Genomic DNA, 976 nt, shown 5'->3' with positions numbered 1-976 from the left:
CATCATTATATTTGCCAACTCGTGGATGTTGCTACAGCCCTTGGCACTTGAGATAATTTATTATAGGCATTTTAAGTTCTTTCTTAATAGTTTTTTATTCACGTGGGCTCTCTCCGCTTGGTACGTGCAAAAAACATGGTTTTGATTGGTTCACCATGGAACAGGTTTGAAATGAGAGAATCTTACGGTATTCGGGATTCTCATTCAACCTATAAAATAATGAATTATTATTATAAATCAAAATGTTGCTGCTTGATGAAGCAACATTTTCTTTAGATGCAAACAGTGAAAAGTTAGTGCAAAATGCCTTAGAAGGATTGATGCAAAATTGTACAACCTTGGTCATTGCCCATCGTTTGGCAACAATTTTAAAAGCTGATCGTATTCTCGTGATAGATAAAGGCGCTTTTGTGGAAGAAGGAACACACAACTCATTATAAAAAAATAATGTTTATGCGCATTTGGCTAAACTGCAATTCTCATCTGAGTAAGTGATCTTGATACAAGAGCAGTATTTTTAAGGGCATAAACAGCACTCTTTTCAGACAGGCTTATCAATTTGAAACTCTCATGGAAAAAAGAAAGGCAAGCATTGAGATGTTTTTCTTTTTTAATAGGCTGTTCTTTTTTTTTTGCCTGAGATGAAGTATTTTTATAAAGACACTTCTGTGTATAGAATATAAAACGATATCCAGTTAAATCGCTATGGACTATTAAGATGAGCGAGGAGTTCTCTTCATAACAGCACTGTCACGTTGATTTATAAGGATAACTCATTGTTTTTCATGAAAGATCTTACATGGAATTTCTCGTTTCAAATTTGATTATGTTGCATTAGTCAAAACCATGTCTCTTGCATATACCAAGCAGGGAAGATTGCGTGAAGTAAAAATACTTAAAGAAAGAATAAGTCCTCTTCATGAAGCGTCCCAAGTTTTAGGGGCTGTAGTAATATTGAGGGGATTAGGAAAGTGTA

General features: G+C 34.5%; 1 pseudogene. It reads left to right on the top strand.

The features are described 5' to 3' along the window. Nucleotides 1-242 precede the first annotated feature (242 nt). Nucleotides 243-440, top strand: a pseudogene (locus tag ACFIQE_RS10800) (ABC transporter); the annotation flags it as partial. Between the last annotated feature and the right edge of the window lie 536 nt (nt 441-976).

Source organism: Bartonella sp. AA1HLJMS (assembly GCF_042197445.1).
Classification (GTDB): Bacteria; Pseudomonadota; Alphaproteobacteria; order Rhizobiales; family Rhizobiaceae; genus Bartonella.
The sequence above is the reverse complement of the archived record's forward strand: the minus strand, read 5'-3'. Positions and strand labels throughout refer to the sequence as shown.